The organism is Donghicola eburneus (assembly GCF_900115865.1).
GTDB lineage: Bacteria > Pseudomonadota > Alphaproteobacteria > Rhodobacterales > Rhodobacteraceae > Donghicola > Donghicola eburneus.
In genome coordinates this window covers 40,934-58,433 of record NZ_FOXY01000002.1, presented here as the reverse complement: position 1 = coordinate 58,433, position 17,500 = coordinate 40,934, and the positions used below count along the sequence as shown (strand labels likewise).

General features: G+C 60.2%; 17 protein-coding genes and 1 riboswitch. Of the genes, 5 read left to right on the top strand and 12 right to left on the bottom strand.

The window, feature by feature from the left end; genetic code table 11:
* Positions 1-47 precede the first annotated feature (47 nt).
* From BM225_RS02920 to BM225_RS02870, 11 genes are all read right to left on the bottom strand, one after another.
* Positions 48-614: a CvpA family protein gene (locus BM225_RS02920; protein WP_072706874.1), complete on the bottom strand. Its 567-nt coding sequence runs from the start codon at positions 612-614 to the stop codon at positions 48-50.
* 23 nt (positions 615-637) lie between these two features.
* On the bottom strand, positions 638-2,005 hold the full coding sequence (gene radA / locus BM225_RS02915) for a DNA repair protein RadA (RefSeq protein WP_072706873.1): 1,368 nt from the start codon (positions 2,003-2,005) through the stop codon (positions 638-640).
* Positions 2,006-2,018: 13 nt separating this feature from the next.
* Positions 2,019-2,495, bottom strand: coding sequence for a paraquat-inducible protein A (locus BM225_RS02910; RefSeq protein WP_245780403.1), 477 nt, complete (start codon positions 2,493-2,495; stop codon positions 2,019-2,021).
* Positions 2,471-2,857: a hypothetical protein gene (locus BM225_RS02905; protein WP_072706872.1), complete on the bottom strand. Its 387-nt coding sequence runs from the start codon at positions 2,855-2,857 to the stop codon at positions 2,471-2,473. Before BM225_RS02905 ends, BM225_RS02910 begins: the two co-directional genes overlap by 25 nt.
* Positions 2,858-2,876: 19 nt before the next feature.
* Positions 2,877-3,623 carry an ABC transporter ATP-binding protein gene (locus BM225_RS02900; RefSeq protein ID WP_072706871.1) on the bottom strand — a complete coding sequence of 249 codons (747 nt, stop codon included), beginning with the start codon at positions 3,621-3,623 and terminating at the stop codon, positions 2,877-2,879.
* Positions 3,620-4,396, bottom strand: a complete 777-nt coding sequence (locus BM225_RS02895; RefSeq protein WP_072706870.1) for an MlaE family ABC transporter permease — start codon at positions 4,394-4,396, stop codon at positions 3,620-3,622. Before BM225_RS02895 ends, BM225_RS02900 begins: the two co-directional genes overlap by 4 nt.
* Positions 4,393-5,433, bottom strand: coding sequence for an alanine racemase (gene alr / locus BM225_RS02890; protein WP_072706869.1), 1,041 nt, complete (start codon positions 5,431-5,433; stop codon positions 4,393-4,395). Before alr ends, BM225_RS02895 begins: the two co-directional genes overlap by 4 nt.
* Positions 5,434-5,511: 78 nt before the next feature.
* Positions 5,512-6,993 (bottom strand): replicative DNA helicase, encoded by a 1,482-nt coding sequence (locus BM225_RS02885; protein ID WP_072706868.1) that lies wholly within the window; start codon positions 6,991-6,993, stop codon positions 5,512-5,514.
* Between the two features lie 232 nt (positions 6,994-7,225).
* Positions 7,226-7,903, bottom strand: a complete 678-nt coding sequence (locus BM225_RS02880; RefSeq protein WP_072706867.1) for an orotate phosphoribosyltransferase — start codon at positions 7,901-7,903, stop codon at positions 7,226-7,228.
* 91 nt (positions 7,904-7,994) lie between these two features.
* Positions 7,995-9,035 carry a dihydroorotase gene (gene pyrC / locus BM225_RS02875; RefSeq protein WP_072706866.1) on the bottom strand — a complete coding sequence of 347 codons (1,041 nt, stop codon included), beginning with the start codon at positions 9,033-9,035 and terminating at the stop codon, positions 7,995-7,997.
* A 49-nt stretch (positions 9,036-9,084) separates the two neighbouring features.
* Entirely contained in the window at positions 9,085-10,044 is a 960-nt protein-coding gene (locus tag BM225_RS02870) for a phosphoadenosine phosphosulfate reductase (protein ID WP_072706865.1), read from the bottom strand.
* Between the two features lie 318 nt (positions 10,045-10,362).
* On the opposite strand from BM225_RS02870, the gene BM225_RS02865 reads away from it, so the two are divergent.
* Together BM225_RS02865 and BM225_RS02860 are read left to right on the top strand one after the other, a co-directional pair.
* Positions 10,363-11,274 (top strand): AAA family ATPase, encoded by a 912-nt coding sequence (locus BM225_RS02865; RefSeq protein WP_072706864.1) that lies wholly within the window; start codon positions 10,363-10,365, stop codon positions 11,272-11,274.
* 89 nt (positions 11,275-11,363) lie between these two features.
* Positions 11,364-12,626 carry a vWA domain-containing protein gene (locus tag BM225_RS02860; RefSeq protein WP_072706863.1) on the top strand — a complete coding sequence of 421 codons (1,263 nt, stop codon included), beginning with the start codon at positions 11,364-11,366 and terminating at the stop codon, positions 12,624-12,626.
* On the opposite strand, the gene BM225_RS02855 is transcribed toward BM225_RS02860, so the two are convergent.
* Positions 12,623-13,333: a glutathione S-transferase family protein gene (locus tag BM225_RS02855; RefSeq protein ID WP_092463818.1), complete on the bottom strand. Its 711-nt coding sequence runs from the start codon at positions 13,331-13,333 to the stop codon at positions 12,623-12,625. The two genes, BM225_RS02860 and BM225_RS02855, sit on opposite strands and share 4 nt — an antisense overlap.
* 108 nt (positions 13,334-13,441) lie before the next feature.
* Positions 13,442-13,519: riboswitch (SAM riboswitch) on the top strand.
* 74 nt (positions 13,520-13,593) lie between these two features.
* On the opposite strand from BM225_RS02855, the gene metZ reads away from it, so the two are divergent.
* The 3 genes from metZ (at position 13,594) to BM225_RS02840 (ending at position 17,486) form a co-directional block, all read left to right on the top strand.
* Positions 13,594-14,784: an O-succinylhomoserine sulfhydrylase gene (metZ, locus tag BM225_RS02850; protein ID WP_092463815.1), complete on the top strand. Its 1,191-nt coding sequence runs from the start codon at positions 13,594-13,596 to the stop codon at positions 14,782-14,784.
* Between the two features lie 104 nt (positions 14,785-14,888).
* Complete coding sequence (folE2, locus tag BM225_RS02845) at positions 14,889-15,992, top strand: GTP cyclohydrolase FolE2 (RefSeq protein ID WP_072706860.1); 1,104 nt, start codon at positions 14,889-14,891, stop codon at positions 15,990-15,992.
* A 45-nt stretch (positions 15,993-16,037) separates the two neighbouring features.
* The gene (locus BM225_RS02840; protein ID WP_072706859.1) at positions 16,038-17,486 is read left to right on the top strand and encodes a TrkH family potassium uptake protein; all 1,449 of its coding nucleotides are present in this window, start codon (positions 16,038-16,040) and stop codon (positions 17,484-17,486) included.
* Positions 17,487-17,500: the final 14 nt, after the last annotated feature.

Below are 17,500 nucleotides of genomic sequence, written 5' to 3'. Positions count from 1 at the left end.
TGTCACGAAAGGATTACATTCGTGAATGGAAGTTTATCGTTTCGTGTTTAGTTACCCGCGGGGGCGCCACAGCGGCCAACCAGACCTTCGTACTGCTGGGTGATCCAACCAAGCGCCTGCTCGGGGTTCTGATCCTCGATCTGGCCGGTCATCTGGCTGAATACAACGGCCGAACGCGAATTGTTTACCACTTCGACGGTCTGGGTGGTCATCACGGTGTTATACAGGAAGAACGCGATCCCCACGAGAAGGATGCCGCGCACCACGCCGAACACAAACCCCAGTGCCTGATCCACGCCGCCAAGGGCACTTTCCTGCACGAGGCTGGAAAAGAGTGGGGTAAACAGCGACACGACCACCAGCGCCAGCGCGAACACGCAGGCAAAGGCTGTGATGATCGACAATTCGCAGCTGTCCGACAAGAAGTCGCCGACAACGGGGATTTCGGTGACCAGCGGCTCGACCGCAGGGGCAAAGATAAACGCCAGTACCGCTGCCGCAATCCAGCCTGCGATGGCCAGCGCTTCGCGGACGATCCCACGAGAGAATGCCAGCAGTGCCGATAGGACCACCACGCCCGCGACAACTGCGTCAATAATCGTGAAACCTTCCATGCGTCGTCCCCGCCTTGGGCGCGCTATCCCGCGCCGAAAATATCACCAACAAAACCGGTCAGATCCGCAAAAGTGCGGGTTTGCATACCGGCTGTGTCCCCGTCCTTTTTCGCATTAGGGACGATTGCGGTTGAAAAACCAAGTTTTTGGGCTTCTTTCAACCTGTTTTCGGTTTGGCCCACCGGACGTATGGCGCCAGAGAGACTGATTTCACCGAAAACGACGGTGTCTTTGGGCAGCGCTGCGTCTTCTCTTGCTGACAAAAGTGCTGCTGCAACGGCCAAGTCAGCGGCAGGCTCAGAAATCTTCATCCCGCCCGCGACATTGAGGTAAACATCCAGTCCGGCAAAGGCGATGCCGCATCGCGCCTCGAGAACAGCGAGGATCATGGCGAGGCGGGCCGAATCCCACCCGACCACTGCGCGGCGCGGTTGGGAGTGCGGACTGGGGGCGACCAGCGCCTGCATTTCGACCAGAACGGGACGTGTGCCTTCGATCCCAGAGAACACGACAGAACCGGGCGTCGGTTCCCCGCGTTCGGATAGGAACAGGGCAGAGGGGTTCGACACCTCGGACAGACCGCCGCCGGTCATCTCGAACACACCGATTTCGTCCGCAGGACCAAAGCGGTTTTTGACGCTGCGCAGGATGCGGAACTGGTGACCGCGCTCGCCCTCGAAATAGAGTACGGTGTCGACCATGTGTTCCACCACGCGAGGGCCTGCGATCTGGCCCTCTTTGGTCACGTGGCCGACAAGGATGACCGCCATGCCGCGCTGTTTCGCAAACGTGGTTAATTCATGCGCGGCCGCGCGAACCTGACTGACACTGCCCGGTGCGCTCTCAACATGATCGGCCCACATGGTCTGGATCGAGTCGATGATGGCCAGATCGGGCTTTTCGGTTTCCAGAGTGGTCAGGATATCCCGCAGGTTGGTTTCGGCCCCGAGCAGGACCGGTGCGTGGGACAGGCCCAAACGCTGCGCCCGCATTCGCACCTGTGCGCTGGCTTCCTCGCCCGAAATATACACGACCTTCAGTCCTGCTTCGGCAAACCGTGCGGCCCCCTGCAGCAGAAGGGTCGATTTCCCGATGCCGGGATCGCCGCCCACCAGAATCGCCGAGGCATCCACCAGTCCGCCACCCAGCACGCGGTCCAATTCGCTCATCCCGCTCATGGTGCGGGGCGGGGGGGCTTCGGTCGTGCCAAGGTCGGTCAGGGGGATGCTTCGCCCCTTCATCGCGCCAAGGGTTTTCTTGGCGGGGCCCGCCGTTGACAGCGGCACCTCTTCTTCGATGGAATTCCACGCGCCGCAACTATCGCAGCGGCCCGACCATTTTGTGTAGGACGCCCCGCATTCGGAGCATTTGAAAATCGCTTTCTTTGCCATAATGCAGATGTGCCTATTCGGGGGGCAAAGCGCAAGTGTTCTTTTTATGTTCCGGTTTGATCAGGGTCAGCAGCAGTTGGATAATCACAAGCAGGGTAAAGAGATAGAGGCCCCAGCCGGTCTCTACTCGCCCGATCCCGATGCCTTTGGCCAGAGTAATGTATAGGGCGATCAGGAAAACATCGGCCATGGCGAGGCGGCCTAGTAAAGTGACCCAGCGCGGGGCACCGCGAATGATGCCAAAATCGGCCAGAGCGATTGCAAGGGATTTGGCCATCGGTGCGACCATTGCAAACAGCGCGACGACAACGGCCAGGACAATGTCTGTTGACCAGAGGCTGGCAATGCCAGACAGCACGGAGATTTCTGATAGGCCAAAGAGCGGCAGGACCCCAGCGCGGGCCAGCGGAGCCCACCACGCCACCGGGTAGAGGATCAGGCAGGCCAGATTGGCCCAACGCCGGATCAGAACCAAGTGGTCCAGCCCCACAGCACCAACCAGACGACGAAGCCAATCCCGTGTAGGTAATCGAGCCAAGGCCAGCGCGACCCGTGGGATGTGGCGCAGGCCAGCATCATCACCGACGCGAACAAAGGCACCATGACGCCGCCGCCGTAGGTTTTGATCGAAGAGGCCCAGACCGCGATCGGAGCGGTGTAGAGCCCCAGCGCGGGGACGACATAATACGCGACCGCACTAATCAGGCAGAGGATCAGCGCACCAATGGCCCAAAAACGGGCGGGGCTGCGGCAAACGATCGCCTTGGCCAGAGCGATGGGTAAAAGACCAGCGAGGTACAGACCATTTCGCAGGGCAAAGAAAATCAGAACTGGATAACTGGGCTCTAGCAATATGGCCCCTCCTCGGTATTTAGCGCACCGCGGCAATAGGCCCTTCGGCACGGCCGTGAATAAACTGGTCCACATATGGATCGCCGGACGTGTCCATATCGTTAACGGGTCCGGTCCATTTCACAACGCCATCGTGCAGCATCGCCACGTTATCGGCAATGGCCCGCACACTGGTCATGTCATGGGTGATCGTTAACGCGGTGGCCCCCATCTCCGTCACAATTTCACGGATCAGGTCATTGATAACACCCGACATAATCGGGTCGAGGCCAGTGGTGGGTTCGTCAAAGAAAATGATTTCGGGATCTGCGGCAATCGCGCGGGCCAAGCCCACACGTTTTTGCATGCCGCCAGAAAGTTCAGCGGGAAATTTGTCTGCGACTTCGGGTTTCAGGCCCACGCGCCGCAGCTTTTCAATGGCAACTTCGCGGGCTTCGTCTTTGGGGCGTTTCAATGCTCCCCGCATCAGACGAAAGGCCACGTTTTGCCAGACAGGGATACTGTCGAACAGAGCAGCGCCCTGAAACAGCATCCCGAAACGAGCAAGGAAGGCGTCGCGGCTCGCGTCCTCGACATTCTGCCCGTCCACAAAAATCTGGCCCTGATCCGGTTTGATCAGACCCAGAATGCACTTAAGCGTCACGGATTTCCCCGTGCCGGACCCGCCGATGATCACCAAAGAGTTGCCCTTGGTGACGGTCAAATCAACCCCGCGCAGAACGTGGTTGGCCCCAAAGGTCTTGTGTATATCGCGAAGTTCGATCATGCGGCAAAGAACAGTTCAGTGAGAATGTAGTTGGCCGCGAAAATCAGCACCGAGGCCGAGACCACAGCAGATTTTGTCGCCGCGCCAACGCCTTGGGCACCGCGGCCTGATTGCATGCCGTGATAGCAACCCATGGTCGCTACGATAAAGCCAAAGGCTGCGCCTTTGAACAGGCCGCTGGTGATGTCCCAAGGCTCTAGGAAATCGACGGTATTTTTCAGGTAGGTCGCCGCGTTGAAGTCCAGACGTCCGACGCCGACCAGATAGCCGCCCATGATCCCGACCGAGTCGCCAACCGCCACCAGCACCGGCACGGCCAGAGTGGCAGCCAGAACGCGGGGCAGGGTCAGGTACTTCATCGGGTGGGTGGACAGGGTGACAAGCGCGTCAATCTGTTCGGTGACCTTCATGGTGCCAATCTCGGCGGCGATCGAACTGGCCACACGTGCCGCAACCATCAGGCCGCCCAAAACGGGGCCAAGTTCGCGCACCATGCCGATCGCCACGATCGAGGGCACGACCGCTTCGGCGCCATAGCGCGATCCACCTGCAAAGATCTGCAGCGCCAGCGCGCCGCCGGTAAAGAACGCAGTGAGGCCAACGACGGGCAAAGACAGCCATCCGATCTGGATCAGCGCGTGCCAGAACTCGCGCCCATAGAAGGGCGGGCGGAACAGGTGGCTAATGGTTTCCAGCGCAAAGAGCGCGACCGAGCCGACCTTGGCCAGCGCGGCCATGACCGCGCGACCGATGGATGCCAAAAAGTGGATCATGCGCCGAGGTATTCCCGCTGATACCGCGCGCCGAGCGAGGTCAGGATTTCATACCCGATGGTGCCCGCATAGCTCGCCACAGTGTCCACAGTCTGACGCAGGCCAAGGAAGGTGACGCTTTCGGGTGTGTGGTCCAATTCACTGATATCGATGCCGATCAGGTCCATGGAGACGCGCCCCAGAATGTCACAGGGCGTCTCGCCCACGAAAACCTGACCTTTGCCAGACTGCGCGCGGATGATGCCATCGGCGTAACCTGCAGCGATTGTTGCGACACGGGTTTCTTTGTGGGCGACCCACGTGTTGCCGTATCCCACGCTTTCGCCAATGCCGACAGTGCGGGCTTGGATCACAGGGATGTTTAGGTAGGCCACAGGGCGCGCACCGGTAAAGGGCTCGCCGCCGTACATGCCGATACCTGGGCGGGTGACGTCGAAATGAAAATCACCGCCCATTAAAATGCCGCCGGTTGCAGACAGAGACTTGGGCGCGTCAATGCCAGCGGTCATATCGCGGAAAGCTTCCAGCTGCTGCGCATTCATCGCGTTATCAGGTTCGTCCGCGCAGGCAAGGTGACTCATCACCAGTTCGGGTCCCTTGGCCATCACGGCGTCGCGGATGTCGGCCCAGTCCTCAGGCTCTAGGCCCAGACGGTTCATACCGCTATCCAGCTGAATGCCAAAAGGCAGGTCAGGGCATTCGGACTGATGCCGCTGCCACTGCTCGCCCGAATTCAGCATGGGGATCAGGCCGTTGTCGCGCAGGACGGCTGCGTCGCCTGCCATATGTCCGCCGAAAACATGGATGGTTGCGTCTGGCCCGACGGCCTTGCGCACCTCAACGCCTTCTTCGGCGATAGCGACGAAGAAACGCTTGGCGCCTTCGCGTGCCAGTCGGGTGGCGACCTGCGTGGCCCCCAGCCCGTATCCATCAGCTTTGACGACCGCGCCAGCTTCGGCAGAGCCCGAAGCTGCAGCGAGGTCGCGCCAGTTCGCCGCAAGGGCGTCGAGATCAATCTTGAGTACAGAGCGTGCCATAGCGCCTAGATGCCATGCCCTATGATAGGGTCAAGTGAAATCGCAGATTGGACGATCCACAAAGATGTGTGCGTCAGCTTAATAATCGCCCTGCTGGTTCTGCTGCCACGGCTTCACAAGGTTGCCAAAGCGGGTGAATTGCGACTCAAACGACAGTTCGACCGTGCCGATGGGACCGTGACGCTGCTTGCCCAGAATGACTTCGGCCTTGCCGTGCAGGCGCTCCATCTCTTCTTGCCAGACCTGCAAGCGTTCCAGATCGTGTTCGCCGGGTTTTTCACGCTCTTTGTAGTATTCCTCGCGGAACACGAACATCACCACGTCGGCGTCCTGTTCGATCGAGCCCGATTCACGAAGGTCCGACAGCTGCGGGCGTTTGTCTTCGCGGTTTTCCACCTGACGCGACAGCTGGGACAGGGCGATGACGGGGATCTGGAGTTCCTTGGCGATGGCCTTGAGACCCTGCGTGATCTCCGAAATTTCGTTCACGCGGTTTTCCGATTGCGAGCCGCGCAGCAGCTGCAAATAGTCGACCATCAGCACGTCCAGACCGTGGGTCCGCTTCAGGCGGCGGGCGCGGGCGGCGACCTGAGAAATCGGCAGCGCCGGCGTGTCGTCAATGAACAGGGGGCAGGATTCCAGGCTTTTTGCGGCCTCGACGAAGCGGCGGAACTCTTCTTCGGTGAAGTCACCCTGACGGATTTTGTGCGAACTGATTTCCGAGGCTTCGGCCAGAATACGGCCCGCCAGCTGGTCGGCGCTCATTTCGAGGCTGAAGAAGCCTACGACGCCGCCGTCCAAAGTGCCATCGGTCCCGTCAGGGCGCGTGCCGCGCCGGAACGCCTTGGCCACGTTGAAGGCGATGTTGGTTGCGAGCGAGGTTTTCCCCATCGAGGGACGACCCGCTAGAATGATAAGGTCCGACTTGTGCAGGCCGCCCATCTTGCCGTCCAAGTCCATCAGACCCGTTGAAATACCGGCCAACTGACCTTCGCGCTGGTAGGCGATGTTGGCAGTGTTCACAGCCTCGGTCACAGCACGCAGGAAGGACTGGAAGCCGGTTTCCGATTTGCCCTGTTCCCCGAGTTTATAGAGCTTCTGCTCAGCATCGGTGATCTGTGCGCGGGGGTCGGATTCGACCTCGACCTTGGAGGCCTTGCCCTTGATCTCTTCTCCAAGCTGGATCAGCTCGCGGCGGATCGCCATGTCATAGATCATCTGGGCATAGTCGCGCGCAGCATAGGCGGCCACAGCGCTGCCTGCTAGACGGGCCAGATAGGCGGCGCCCCCCAGTTCCTTCAGACCTTCGTCATTTTCCATGAACGCCTTGAGCGTCACTGGCGAGGCGAGGGTGTTCTTCGCGATCCGCGCTGCCGCCACCTCGAAGATGCGGGCGTGCACGGGATCGTGGAAGTGGTGGGGTTTGATCAGGGTCGCAACCCGATCGTAAATCTCGTTATTCGTCAGGATCGCCCCAAGCAGCTGCTGCTCTGCCTCGATCGAGTGCGGCAGACCGTTTGAGTCGTCGACTTGCGCTTTGATGGCTGCAATCTCGTTCATCATGATCCTCGAATGATAGTGAGGCCCCGTGTTAACCGAAGCCGGACCTGTCAGGCAAACTGTATAAGTCTGTGGAGAAGTTGTGAATAGCTGCCTACCAGATGTGGTGGGCTTCTGACCTTTTGGGGCAAGGCGTAGGCGGTTCGATCCCGCGGAACGAAACAGACCGGCGGGAGATCGCCGGTCTGTCTGATTTACGATGTTTCCGATGCGCTCTGGGGGCGCGGCGGAATCATTTCTTGTTGGCTTCCTGCCATTCGCGGGGCGCGTTCAGGAATTTCTCGACCTCGGTCAGGGTTTCCTCGTCAAAGGCGCCGCTTTCCTTGGCTTCGGCCAGAACGTCCCACCAGGTGCAGAGATAGTGCAGGTCGACGCCGTGATCGCCGAGGGTTTTTTCGGTCTCGGGGAAGATGCCGTAGTAGAAGATCACCGCAGTGTGGCCGCAGGTTGCGCCGGTTTCGCGGATCGCATCCACGAAGGACAGTTTGGAGCCGCCGTCGGTGGTCAGATCTTCGACCAGCAGGACGCGCTCGCCTTCGGTCATGGCGCCTTCGATGCGGGCGTTGCGGCCGTAGCCCTTGGGCTTTTTGCGCACGTAGGTCATGGGCAGGGCCATGCGTTCTGCGACCAGAGCGGCAAAGGGGATGCCTGCGGTTTCACCGCCAGCGATGTTGTCGAACGCCTCGAACCCTGCGTTGCGCATGACGGTGACGGTCAGGAAATCCATCAGGGTCGAGCGGATGCGGGGGAAGCTGATCAGCTTGCGGCAGTCGATATAGGTTGGCGAGGGCAGGCCGGACGCCAGAGTGAAGGGCTCGCGCGCGTTGAAGTGGACTGCCTTGATCTCCAGCAGCATGCGGGCGGTCAGGCGGGCGATCTCTTCGCGGGTGGGGTAGGAAGTGGGGATCATCGATGTGGGTCCTTGTGGCTGCGGAGGGGGGGGCTGTCTGCCCCCCGGCGCTGGCGCGCCTCCCCCCGAGGGTATTTTGGCCAAGATGAAGTTAGTTGGCGGCCCAGAAAACAGGGAAGCCGGGCTGGAAGACGGTGACAGGGCCTGCGCCGGTGTCGATTTTGTCCGCGAACTCGACGGGGGTGTCCTGTTTGGTCAGGGTGAGCGTCGCGTCGTTGGGTTTCAAGCCATAGAAGGCCGGACCGTTCAGCGAGGCGAAGGCTTCGAGTTTGTCCAGCGTGCCGTCTTCTTCGAAGACGTGGGCGAGCAGGGACATAGTGTTGGTGGCCGTGAAGCAGCCCGCGCAGCCGCAGGCGGATTCTTTGGCGGCGTCCGCGTGGGGGGCGCTATCTGTGCCAAGGAAGAAGCTGGCCTCGCCGCTGGTGGCGGCTTCGCGCAGGGCGATGCGGTGCTCTTCGCGTTTGGCGACAGGCAGGCAGTAGTAGTGCGGCTTGATCCCGCCCACGAGGATGTGGTTGCGGTTGATGATCAGGTGGTGCGTCGTGATCGTCGCGGCAAGGTTATCGCCGCCCGAACGCACGTAGTCGACGCCGTTCTTGGTGGTGATGTGCTCCATGATCACGCGTAGGGCAGGGGTCGCTTTGCGGATCGGGTCCAGAACGCGGTCGATAAACACAGCTTCGCGGTCAAAGATGTCGATGGCAGGGTCGGTGACTTCGCCGTGGACGCAGAGGGGCAGGCCGATCTCGGCCATCTTTTCGAGAACGGGGCGGACTTTGTCGAAATCGGTCACGCCGCTGGCCGAGTTGGTGGTCGCACCTGCGGGGTAGAGCTTGACCGCAGTAATGATGCCGTCCGCGTGGGCCTGCGCCAGATCACTCGCGTCGGTGTCCTCGGTCAGGTAGCAGGTCATCAGCGGTTGGAAATCCGCACCCTCAGGGATCGCTGCCATGATCCGCTCGCGGTAAGCCGAGGCCTGAGCGCCTGTGACCACAGGGGGCACGAGGTTGGGCATGATGATCGCCCGACCGAAGTGGCGGGCGCTTTCGGGTGCGATGCCCTGCAGCATAGCGCCATCGCGCAGGTGCAGGTGCCAGTCGTCGGGGCGACGGATCGTGATGCTCTGGGTCATGGGCGCGGATTAGCCCAAGACGGGCCTTTGCGCTAGTCCAAATACGGGATCAGGTGGCGTCCCCGGGGATGTGAATGCGGCCCCGTTCGGCGGCGGCTTCCAGCTCTCGCAGGCGCTGGGCCAGTCGCGGGGCGCGCATCCGTCTGGTAATGCTGCGCAGGACCAGGGCTTCGTACGAGTTTCGGCGCCGCTGCCGCAGATCCGAGGCCAGAGCCCGCAGGTAAACAAGGTATTCGCGCCGCGCCCGCATCAATCGGTGCATTGCGTTGGGATCTAGTTTGCCCGACATCGCTTTGGCGAGCATCCGGTACAGGATCTGCATCTCGACCAGATGATGCTCTAGGTCGTCGGCCATATGGTGCAGCCGCACAGGCGTCACGTTGGGGCGACGGAATAGGGCCGCGTGCATGCTGTCGTAGGTGTCTGCCGGGTTGTAGATGATGTACCCGCGCTCTGCAGCCTCGAGCATGTCGGGGGCGAATCCATAGCGATCCGTGAAAGACGTCATGCGGATTGGGTGAAAGCGTTCGTCCCAGTTGGTGAGTTGCGGCTCGAGTGTCGCTTGGGGCTGGATCGCGATCACCGTCGATCCGGGGCAGGCGACCGAGAATGCCGCCGCCGCGTAACCACAGCTGCCCTTGCCATAGAATACCACGTTGTCGAATTCTTCGAAGAAGCCGTCGTCGATCAGGCGGTCAAACAGTCCATAGACAGGGTCAGCGCGGAACCACGTGTCGCCGTCACTGATCAGCGCCAAGTGCGACCAGCCCAAAGCCCGAACCAGATCAAAGCCCATGGGCTGCCCCAAATCGGTCGAGGTCTGCGCGCTGTTCAGCGTCTCGAACGTGACCAGAAGCTGTGGTTTTTTGTCGATGAAGACTGCCAGATGCTCGTCACCCAAAGGCTGGAAGTATCCGTGCTCTTCGCCAATCTCGACAAGGCGTTCCAGCCACTCGTCATCCGAGAGGTCGAGCATTGAATCATCGAATGCATTGGCTGTGTCTTGCATCGCGCTCTCTTGGGTCGGTTTCGTTGTTTGTTACGACCGCACTACTGCGGGATTGAGGCAGAATTGCGAAAAACGAAGGTTAAATAAAAGGCTGGCTTACAAAATAGAAGGGGTTAACGCGACCTTAGGTATTATAAATATGACCTTAATGGGTGGAATTTGGGTGGTGTACACGTAATGCGTGTGATGCTGGTGTCTTTGCAAATATGTGAGTTTTGCGGGCGTCCCTATGCAACCAAGGTCGGAATGCCAACCGTAAAAGCGGGCTTGACCCGTCTATCCTGCCATGCAGCAATGACCCCGTGAGGGAGGACATGAATGGAATATCCGGACAGCATCGACGCGGTGCAAGAAAGTCTTGCGCGCGAAAACTACGTGTGTGGCCGCGCTTTGGCGACGGTCGTTTTCCTATCGCTTCGGCTCGGGCGTCCCCTCTTTCTAGAAGGGGAAGCGGGCACAGGAAAAACAGAGATCGCCAAGACATTGGCGCGTGCCTTGGGGCGCCCGTTGATCCGGCTTCAGTGCTACGAGGGGCTTGATGCATCCAGTGCCGTATACGACTGGAACTTCCCCGCGCAGATGATCGCGATCCGCACCGCCGAAGCGGCAGGCGGGTCAACCCGCGAGGGCTTGCAGGAAGAGCTGTTTGGACCGGACTACCTGATTGAACGTCCGCTGCTGCAGGCAATGCGCCCTAGCGATGCCGGAGCGCCAGTCCTGCTGATCGACGAATTGGACCGCACCGACGAGCCGTTCGAGGCATTCCTCCTCGAAGCGCTGTCTGATTTTCAGGTTACCATCCCTGAATTGGGCACGATCAAAGCGCCCGAACCGCCCATCGTGATCCTGACCTCGAACCGGACCCGCGAAGTCCACGACGCGTTAAAGCGCCGGTGCCTGTACCACTGGGTCGATTATCCCGATGTGCAGCGCGAACTGGACATCCTGCAAGCGCGCGTCCCCGAAGCCTCGCTGCAGCTCTCCAAAGAAGTGATCGCTTTTGTCCAATCCCTGCGCACCGAAGACGTCTTCAAAAAGCCCGGTGTTGCGGAAACCATCGACTGGGCAAAATGCTTGCTGGCGCTGGACGTGATCTCGCTGACGCCCGAAGTCATCTCGGACACCCTTGGCGCGCTACTTAAATATCAGGACGACATCCAACGTATTCAGGGCTCCGAAGCTTCGCGACTGCTCGAAGAGGCGAAAGCTCAGGCAAAAGAGATGGTGTGATGTTTCATCTTTGCCCAAATACTCTCGGGGGGAGGCGCCTCTCGGGCGTCGGGGGGCGGATAGCCCCCCTGCAACGGATGCCGCGCTAGATGGCCGAATATATCCCGCTCCTCCTGCCGGAAAACCCGAAGCTCGCGCAGAACATCGCCCATTTCGCGCGGGCCTTGCGCCATGCGGGCATTCCAGTGGGTCCGGGCCGTGTGGTGGATGCGGTCGAGGCGATCAGTGCTGCAGGTTTCACCAGCCGGACAGATTTCTACCACGCGCTGGCCGCTTGCTTCATCTCGCGCCCAGAACACAGGCTCGTTTTTGCGCAGACCTTTCGGCTGTTCTGGCGCGACCCGCGCTATCTAGAGCATATGATGAGTATGATGCTGCCGTCGGTGCGCGGGGTGTCAGAAGAGCGAAAAGCACAGGCTGCGGAGAAGCGCGCAGCTCAGGCATTGCTCCAAGATGAAATCCCCGACATCCCCGAAAGCGCAGAGGACGAAGACCCCGGAGAAGAGGTCGAGGTTAAATCGACGCTCACCATGTCTCAGGAAGAGCGGCTGAGAACGTTGGACTTTGAACAAATGTCCGCAGCCGAACTGGCCGAAGCCAAGCGCCGCATCGCTGCCTTGCGCTTGCCCGTGCCGCCGTTGATGTCTCGACGCCACAGCCCATCGATCAACGGGGCACGGATCGACGCGCGGCGCAGTTTGCGCGCGGCTCTGCGCAACGGAGGAGAGCTGGGACAATTGCCGCGCTCTTCGCCGCGGACCCGTCCGCCGACATTGGTGGCGCTCTGCGATATCTCGGGGTCCATGAGTCAGTATTCCCGCGCGATGCTCCACTTCCTGCATGCCATCAGCAATGACGCCAGTGCGGGTTGGGGCAAGGTGCACGCCTTTACCTTTGGGACGCGTCTGACAAACATCACCCGCCACCTCAAGGCGCGCGATGTGGATGCCGCGCTCGCCTCGGCTGGGGCAGAGGCGCAGGACTGGCAGGGGGGCACGCGCATCGGTGAAACGCTTGCTCGGTTCAATCGCGACTGGTCTCGGCGCGTGCTGGGGCAGGGGGCTGTGGTGCTCTTGATCACGGACGGGCTGGAACGCGGCGATCCGCATCTGTTGCAGGTCGAGGCAGGCCGGCTGGGCCGAAGCGCCCGAAAACTCATCTGGATCAACCCGCTCCTGCGGTGGGAGGAGTTCGCCCCCAAAGCCGCAGGCATCCAGGCAATCCTGCCCAATGTGGACGTCTTCCGCACAGGCCACAACATTGCCTCGATTGAAGGGCTGGCGCAGGCCCTGTCCGGTGACAGCGGCGAAAAGGACCGGATGCTCGCTGCGATGCGGTCCATAGACCGTTAGCGCGGCGCGGGTTTGAACATCCCTTGCACGGCGGCCTTGTTCGCCTGCAGGGCTTGGCGTTTGTCCAAATGCAACGCCATTCCCTTGGCGACCGCGGCGCGCGCGGCCAGTTCTTCGAGCCAGCGGCTCAGGTTTGGCTTATCGTCCAGCGTTTGCTGCTGCCCTTCCCACAGGCTGGCCCACGGATAGATCGCGATATCGGCTATCGAATAGAAGTCGCCTGCCACATACCGATGCTGATCTAGCTGCGCATCCAGCACGCCATAGAGCCGCGAGACCTCTTTGCGATAGCGTGCCTTGGCATATGGGATGACTTGCGGTGGCTCCATTTGCGGGGCGTATTTCAGAAAGTGGTGCGCTTGGCCCGCCATGGGGCCCAGACCGCCCATTTGCCACATGAGCCACTGGTCTACCGTGATCCGGTCGCGTTCTGTCTGACCGTACAGCTGCCCCGTCTTCCGCGCCAAATACTGCAGGATCGCGCCGGAGTCAAAAATGCTGATGGGCGTGCCATCCGGCCCGTCAGGATCGACAATCGCGGGCATCTTGCCGTTTGGCGACAGTGCCTTGAAATCGTCGGTGTGCTGATCCCCTGCGCCGATGTTGATCAGGTGCACCAGATAGGGTAGGCCCAACTCTTCCAGCGCGACAGAGATTTTCCAGCCATTGGGCGTGGGCCAGTAATACAGATCAATCGGTGCGCTCATCAGGGTCTCCTCCGCCAAACTCAGCCTTTATCAGGTGGCGATTGTCCCGCTCTCGTCAAGGCTGCCACCCTGTCGGATATCTTGACGCAACGGACCAAGGCGCGTATGCGGGCACCAAGTGGCGCTTTGTTACCGGATTGCGGGCCACGTTAAACAAGCCGCTAAAGAGGTCAGAATAGGGCGTCCCCCGTTGCTGACCGCGACCGGGGGATTTTTTATTGCCTCGCGTTCTCCTCCCGCGGGGCCGAAGGAGAGACGGTATGAAAAAGGACACCTCGCACTGGAGCGCTCGGACCAAGGCCGTGCACGCAGGCACGCGCCGCAGCCAGTATAATGAAGTCTCCGAGGCCATTTTCATGACCCAAGGCTTTGTCTACGACACTGCCGAAGCCGCAGAGCAGCGCTTCCTCGCGCTCGGGGATGACGAGTTCATTTATGCTCGGTACGGCAACCCCACCGTTGCAATGTTCGAAGAGCGGATTGCCGCGCTAGAGGGGGCCGAAGACGCCTTTGCCACCGCCAGCGGCATGGCAGCTGTAAATGGCGCAATGATGTCGATGCTCAAGGCAGGCGATCACGTGGTCTCTGCCAAGGCACTGTTCGGCTCGTGCCTCTATATCCTCGAAGAAATTCTGGGCCGCTACGGTGTCGAAACCACATTCGTAGATGGCACCGATCTAGAGCAGTGGAAGGCCGCGATCCGTCCCGACACCAAAGCCGTCTTCTTTGAGTCTGTGTCGAACCCGACCCTCGAAGTGGTTGACCTGAAAGCCGTCGCAGAGCTGGCCCACGCGGTTGGCGCGCTGGTTGTCGTGGATAACGTTTTCGCGACCCCGGTCTTTTCCAATGCGGTCGAGCAGGGCGCGGACGTGATCGTTTACTCGACCACCAAACACATCGACGGTCAGGGTCGTGCGTTGGGCGGCGTGGTTCTAGGGTCCAAGGACTTCATTCGCGGCACACTGGAACCCTACATGAAACACACCGGTGCGGCGATGAGCCCGTTTACCGCGTGGATCATGCTGAAAGGTCTGGAAACGCTGGATTTGCGTGTCAAAGCGCAAGCGGCAACCGCCAAAGCGATCGCAGAGGCGCTGGAAGGCCATCCCAAGCTGGAACATGTTAGCTATCCTGGCCTACCGAGCCACCCGCAGTATGACCTGTGCATGTCGCAGATGGGCGCGGGCGGCACCATGGTCGCCTACGAGATCAAGGGTGGCCGCGATGCTGCGTTCCGCTTTATGAACGCGCTGCAAGTGTGCATTATTTCGAACAATTTGGGCGATGCCAAAACCATCATCACCCATCCGTTCACCACAACGCACCAGCGCCTGCCAAAGGAACAAAAGGACCATCTGGGCATTACCACTGGATTGATCCGTATGAGCGCCGGCCTCGAAGACAGTCAGGATCTGATCAACGACGTTCTGCAAGCACTCGAGCAGGCGTAAACTGATCCAGCATGACGGTTGGGGCGTATAATGGGTCGATCATGGCAATGTAGGGGCGGCGCTCCTACATTGTATTAGGCACCAGAATGCGAGGGACGAAGTCCATGAATATTCACACTCCGGAGTTGGACCAGCAACCGACCGAGCGTCAGGCAGAGGAAGCTTTGGCTGTGCTCCGGCGTTGGGCTGTGCATGCCTCTGACACCGAGATTGCCGCTCTCGACCCCGAGCTGCGTGCCCTGCTGCCCGAAGCACGCCCGGTGGACTACCCCGTCCTTTCCCGCGTATATCCGCAGGATTTCGCGGTTGATGCCGAGTATCGCGCAGACCTGCCCGACCTGCAAAACGGCCCGTCGAGCCTGATCAGAGGGGCCCGCAAGCAAATCCAGCATGTGGGCATTTCGAATTTCCGTCTCCCGATCCGCTACCACACCCGCGACAATGGTGACCTGATGCTGGAAACCAGCGTCACCGGCACAGTAAGCCTTGATGCCGAGAAAAAGGGCATCAACATGTCCCGCATCATGCGCAGTTTCTACAAGCACGCGGACGAGACGTTTAGCTTCGAAGTGATCGAGGCAGCGCTGGACGACTACAAGTCTGATCTGCAGAGCTTTGATGCCCGCATCCAAATGCGGCTGAGCTACCCGGTCAAAGTCGAGAGCCTGCGTTCTGGCCTGTCGGGCTACCAGTATTACGACATCGCGCTGGAACTGATCGAACAGAATGGCGTGCGTCGCAAGATCGTGCACCTTGACTACGTCTACAGCTCGACCTGCCCGTGTTCGTTGGAACTGTCCGAGCACGCTCGCATGATGCGTGGTCAGCTGGCGACACCGCACTCGCAGCGCTCTGTCGCGCGGGTCTCTGTGGTCCTAGAGCCGGGGCAGGAGTGTTTGTGGTTCGAAGACCTGATTGGTTTGTGCCGCAACGCCGTGCCCACGGAAACGCAGGTGATGGTGAAGCGCGAAGATGAACAGGCCTTTGCCGAGCTGAATGCCGCCAACCCGATCTTTGTCGAGGATGCCGCGCGTCTTTTCTGCGAGCAGATGCAGAATGATCCGCGCATTGGCGATTTCCGTGTGATCGCCAGCCATCAGGAAAGCCTGCACAGCCACGATGCCGTCAGCGTCCTGACTGAAGGTGAGACTTTCGCCAGCGCGTCCATCGATCCGAAAATGTTTGCCTCTCTCTTCCACGTCGGCTGAGAGCGCGCTTGACAGCGCGGGGGGCTCGGGCCAAGGGTCGCGGTTATGATTGATCTGCGACCCGTCGGATATGTGATCGGCCTGCTTGTTCTGGCCCTTGGCGTGACCATGATCCCGTCCTTTTTGGTCGATCTGGCCGAGGGACGCGGCCATCGTTTCGTTCTTCTGGAAAGTGCTTTCATCACAATGGCTTTTGGCGCTTTGCTCGCCTTGGCGTGTGCGAACGCGGTCCAAGAGGGGCTGACGCTTCAGCAAACCTTTATCCTGACTACAGCCGTCTGGGTGGTGCTGCCCTTGTTCGGCGCGCTGCCCTTTATGCTGGGAGAAACCGACGCGAGGTTTGTTGACGCCTTTTTCGAGGCGATCTCGGGTATGACGACCACAGGCTCCACCGTGTTTTCTGGGCTCGATACGATGCCCAAGGGGCTGCTTTTGTGGCGGGGGACGCTGCAATGGCTGGGGGGGATCGGGATCATTGTGGTCGCGATGGTGTTCCTGCCTGAACTTCGGGTTGGTGGGATGCAGATTTTCCGCGCCGAAGCCTTTGACACAATGGGCAAGATTTTGCCCCGCGCCAGCGCTATCGCGGCGCAGATTTCGGTGATCTATCTGGGTCTGACCATGGTGTGCGGGCTGTGCTACCTGGTCCTGGGGATGAGCCCTTTTGACGCGACGGTGCATTCGCTGACCACAATCTCGACCGGCGGGTTTTCGAATTACGACGCGAGTTTCGGGACCTTCTCGGGGGCACCGGAATACGTGGCCTCTGTTTTCATGATCCTCGCGGCGCTGCCCTTCGTGCGGTACGTGCAGCTTTTGAACGGAAACAGCCGAGCGATTTGGCAAGACACACAAGTGCGCGGATTTCTGTTGGTGATTTTCACCCTGACAGCCGTGACGACCTTGGTGCTGACCTCCATCTTTCCCCACCATTGGGAGGATGCGGTACGTGAGGGTCTGTTCAACATCACATCGATCATCAGCGGCACAGGCTACGCCAGCGTGGACTACATGGAGTGGGGCCCGTTCCTGATCACCATGTTCTTTTTCATCGGCTTGATCGGTGGCTGCGCAGGCTCGACAGCGTGTTCTATCAAGATTTTCCGCTATCAGTTGCTGCTGGCCTCGCTCAAGGTCCAGATCCGCCAGATTTATGCGCCGTCGGGCGTGTTTTTGCCGCGCTATGACGGCCGCCCGATTTCCGAGGACGTCATCAACTCTGTCGTGGCGTATTTTGTGATGTTCATCGTGTCGCTAGGGGTTCTCACCCTCGCGCTATCCCTGACTGGCCTGGACTTGGTCACCTCGGTCTCCGGCGCGGCGACAGCGCTGGCGAATATCGGGCCGGGACTTGGGGATGAGATTGGGCCGTCAGGAAATTTCCAAGGGCTGAACGACGTGGCCAAATGGCTGCTGTGTTTTGCAATGCTGGCGGGGCGGCTGGAACTCTTGGCAGTGTACACCCTGTTTACCGCGCGGTTCTGGCGCGCCTAAGGCGGCGCGCCGAG

What these genes read in the sequence shown, in the direction of transcription:
- BM225_RS02920 (WP_072706874.1), bottom strand. Translation starts at nt 614, where the DNA reads ATGGAAGGTTTCACGATTATTGACGCAGTTGTCGCGGGCGTGGTGGTC.
- radA (WP_072706873.1), bottom strand. Translation starts at nt 2,005, where the DNA reads ATGGCAAAGAAAGCGATTTTCAAATGCTCCGAATGCGGGGCGTCCTAC.
- BM225_RS02900 (WP_072706871.1), bottom strand. Translation starts at nt 3,623, where the DNA reads ATGATCGAACTTCGCGATATACACAAGACCTTTGGGGCCAACCACGTT.
- BM225_RS02895 (WP_072706870.1), bottom strand. Translation starts at nt 4,396, where the DNA reads ATGATCCACTTTTTGGCATCCATCGGTCGCGCGGTCATGGCCGCGCTG.
- alr (WP_072706869.1), bottom strand. Translation starts at nt 5,433, where the DNA reads ATGGCACGCTCTGTACTCAAGATTGATCTCGACGCCCTTGCGGCGAAC.
- BM225_RS02885 (WP_072706868.1), bottom strand. Translation starts at nt 6,993, where the DNA reads ATGAACGAGATTGCAGCCATCAAAGCGCAAGTCGACGACTCAAACGGT.
- BM225_RS02880 (WP_072706867.1), bottom strand. Translation starts at nt 7,903, where the DNA reads ATGATCCCCACTTCCTACCCCACCCGCGAAGAGATCGCCCGCCTGACC.
- pyrC (WP_072706866.1), bottom strand. Translation starts at nt 9,035, where the DNA reads ATGACCCAGAGCATCACGATCCGTCGCCCCGACGACTGGCACCTGCAC.
- BM225_RS02870 (WP_072706865.1), bottom strand. Translation starts at nt 10,044, where the DNA reads ATGCAAGACACAGCCAATGCATTCGATGATTCAATGCTCGACCTCTCG.
- BM225_RS02865 (WP_072706864.1), top strand. Translation starts at nt 10,363, where the DNA reads ATGGAATATCCGGACAGCATCGACGCGGTGCAAGAAAGTCTTGCGCGC.
- BM225_RS02860 (WP_072706863.1), top strand. Translation starts at nt 11,364, where the DNA reads ATGGCCGAATATATCCCGCTCCTCCTGCCGGAAAACCCGAAGCTCGCG.
- BM225_RS02855 (WP_092463818.1), bottom strand. Translation starts at nt 13,333, where the DNA reads ATGAGCGCACCGATTGATCTGTATTACTGGCCCACGCCCAATGGCTGG.
- metZ (WP_092463815.1), top strand. Translation starts at nt 13,594, where the DNA reads ATGAAAAAGGACACCTCGCACTGGAGCGCTCGGACCAAGGCCGTGCAC.
- folE2 (WP_072706860.1), top strand. Translation starts at nt 14,889, where the DNA reads ATGAATATTCACACTCCGGAGTTGGACCAGCAACCGACCGAGCGTCAG.
- BM225_RS02840 (WP_072706859.1), top strand. Translation starts at nt 16,038, where the DNA reads ATGATTGATCTGCGACCCGTCGGATATGTGATCGGCCTGCTTGTTCTG.